At 56.2% G+C, this 3,259-nt stretch carries 2 protein-coding genes; both read right to left on the bottom strand.

The features are described 5' to 3' along the window. Window positions 1–124: 124 nt before the first annotated feature. Window positions 125–2,656, bottom strand: coding sequence for a (2S)-3-sulfopropanediol dehydratase (gene hpfG / locus ACWVCN_RS08030; protein ID WP_455245046.1), 2,532 nt, complete (start codon window positions 2,654–2,656; stop codon window positions 125–127). 42 nt (window positions 2,657–2,698) lie between these two features. After that, window positions 2,699–3,064, bottom strand: a complete 366-nt coding sequence (locus tag ACWVCN_RS08025; RefSeq protein WP_455245045.1) for a hypothetical protein — start codon at window positions 3,062–3,064, stop codon at window positions 2,699–2,701. Window positions 3,065–3,259 lie beyond the last annotated feature (195 nt).

Genomic DNA, 3,259 nt, shown 5'->3' with positions numbered 1-3,259 from the left:
GTTGTATATCCTTATGGGAAACACCCGCCGGGGGATGAAGCAAGCAGCCCCAAGGCGGTATGAAATGAGGAGGTACGCCGCCGCCGGCGATGGGGCGGCGCCTCCGCGGGTTCGACCGACCGGATCAGTCGAACGAGAGTTCGGTCCGGCCGATGATGTCGTATTGCAGGGGTTTGCTCAATTCTACGAACAAAGCGCTGTAGCCCGCCACGCGCACCAGCAGGTCCTTATAGTTTTCTGGATGGACGAGCGCGTCTTCCAGCGTCTGGCGGCTGATGACATTGAACTGGCTGTGCATGCCTTTGCGCTCGAAGTAGACGTCCATCAGGGAAATCAGATTGTCGCGCCCGACGTCTCCGGCGAGGCAGGTGGGGGTGAATTTCCAGTTCAACAGCGTGCCGTTGCCCGCTCGCACGTGATCCAGTTTCGAAGCGGACTTGGCGATGGCGGTCGGTCCTTTGACATCGTGGGACCCGGCCTGGGTGTGCACCGGGCCGACGCAGTCGGACACCGCCTCCAGGGCCTTCCTTCCCTCGACCGAAGCCCACTGGACGAGCCCCAGGGCCACGTTGGCCGATACGGAGTAAACGCCTGGCACGTAGGTGCCGCCCCGTGCGTTGGGACGGTTCTCCACATGTTTGCAGTAGGTGTCCGCACCGAATTTGGCCAGTTCGTCGGCATAGTCGTCATCGTTGCCGTAGTGGTGCACTTTGTCGCTGTTGACCAGGGCATACAGCGCTTCGTATCCGTTCCAGTTGTTTTCGCAGGCGTCCAGCAGATCGCTGCCCGAAACCTTCTTTTCTTCAAAGACCAGCTGCTTGATGGTCGCCAGTCCGTCGCCCACCGCGCCGACCCCCACGGCCTGGGGACCCGTGTAGTTGTAGACGGCGCCGCCGGCGGTGACATCCACGCCCCTTTCGATGCAATCGTCCGTCAGGGTCGACAAGTAGGGCAGGGGCTTCAGCTGCTGGTGGACAAGGTCCATGGTTTGGAGCCCGGCAATCATTTGGTCCACCCAGTACTTCATCTGTTGGTCATAGGAGGCGAGCACCTGATCGAAGGACGTGAAGTCGGCCAGGCTGCCGGTCTCCGGTCCCAGGCGCTTGCCGATGCCGCCGCAACCGTCCCAACGCGGGCAGTGTGCGCCGCACCCGATGCACCGGCCGTTGTTGATGGCCAGTTCCAGAACCTTGGCGATGCTGAAATAAGCGGCATCGTGCCAGCCGTATTCCTTCCCGCCGGCATCGATCTCCACACAGCCCACGACGTGGTAGTTGCGGGAGTCTTCCAACGTGCGGCCCACACGCAGCGACGCGGGAATCGCCGCCTCGTCGTTGAACAGCTTGGGCTGTCCCGTGCCGATGCGGATAACGTTGATCGCTTTGATTTTAAAACTTCGGGGGGAATTCTTGTGCAGTCGGACGCACATCCACGGCACGGTCAAACGCGTATGCGCATAGGCGTCCAGGGCCATATAGCTCAAATCGTTGGTGGCATCGTTGCCTTCTTTGTCCACACCACCAACGGTCAGGCTTTCACCGCCCATCCCGCGGCCCGAGTTGGCGATGACGGTGAGGCGATCCCTCAATTTTGTCCACCAGAGCGGTTTGATAAAGGCAATCTCCATGAGCTCCTGGATAGACGACTTGGTGGCGACCCCGGCGTCGATGTCCTTTTGATAGAAAGGAAACATGTACTGATCGAACCGGCCGAAGGATATCGAATGGCCGTTGGATTCAACCAGAAGAATGGTCGTCGCCATGAACCAGAGCTGGAGGGCTTCCCAGAACGTGCGCGGCGGATTTTCCGATACCCAGTCGCAGTTGGCCGCGATCTGCTCCAGTTCCTTCTTCCACTGCGCATCGGCCTCACGCTTCGCCATATCCCGTGCCAGAGATGCATACCGTTTCAAATAGAGGGTGGCCGCGTCGAGGACGACCAGCTCGGCCTGGTAGAATGCGCGTTTTTCCAGGTCTTCCGTAAGCGTGGGATCAAGAAGGGTCAACTTTTGCTCGACCTGCTTTTTCAGCCCATTGTAGCCGACTTCAAACAGCTTCTCGTAATTGAGCTGCAAATGCCCCACGCCGCCGAACATGTAGAGATTGAGCAGGTACAGGCCCCGGCCGAGGTTGGTGCCTTTTTTCTCGTCTTCGGATAGACGTGCGGTAATGGCATTTTCCACCGTCCTGCCCTTCCAGAAGGGATGCAGCGTCTCGAGCTTTTTCTCGGAATCCTTGGTGATATAGTATCTGTCATGCAGCCGTTCTGCCCAGGGCTGGTTGTGCATTTCGTCGATGACCCAGTCATAGGAAAACTCCGGGAAGATCGGCGCCGATTTCATCGGGGAGGCCATTTCACCGACGATGAGCTCGTCCCGATGGATACGGATCGAAACATTTTTCAGCACATGGCGCAGCGCTTCCGCGCATTTCACCACCTGTGGTTGGTCATCATACTTTTGATACGCCTCGGTTACCAGGCACGCTCTTTCATGATTCACCGTGAATTTCGTATCAAGTGCAAATCTCCTGAAACGATTGACCCTTTCAAAAGGTGATGGATTTTCAGCCATTGAAGACTCGCCCGCCGGCCATTCCTTGCCAAACGGCTCAATGCCGTAGTTTGCATCTAAGTTCTGCTTTACGGAAACATCCATTTTAATCTCCCCCTTGTAATCAATCCTTATAAGGACAACGCGTTAGGCTTTTCCCATCATGATATCCAGGGCCCGTGAAAACCACATAAAGTCCTTGAAGTTCCCTTCGACCTGGAGCTTTTTCTCCGTCAGCGCCGCCACGGAGGCTTCATCGTTTTTCGACGTCATCACCTTGAAGCCGGTTTCGGGGTCGCACCAGACCATGGCCGCATCGCAGGATGCTGCGAGTTTACCGGTCGATGATATCCGGCCATTGTCGAAGATATACTGCCGCCCTTTTCCGTCCCGGCTCGATTTAATCGCAAAGTTGAGACGTTTGCCTTTTATGAACGCCATAAATCGTGAATCTTTTTTGGCTGCCTTGGCCAGTTTTTTGTAGAGCACAAACAGTACGAGTTGAAATTTCATCTCTCCCTCCTCATTTAAATTAAGGTTACGCTTAATCGAGAACCCTCAAGTTCATGCGCTTTCTGAGGGCCGCCACTTCCCGTTGCGTACTCGAGATGATGTGATCGGTGATCCTATTTTTCAGAGTGAGAGGCTTTTCATCCAAGTATTCCAACAGGTTGTTATTGATACCGGCGACATAGCCGTGCATATGCG

It is taken from the genome of Petrachloros mirabilis (assembly GCF_975968855.1).
This window is presented reverse-complemented; position numbering and strand designations above follow the sequence as displayed.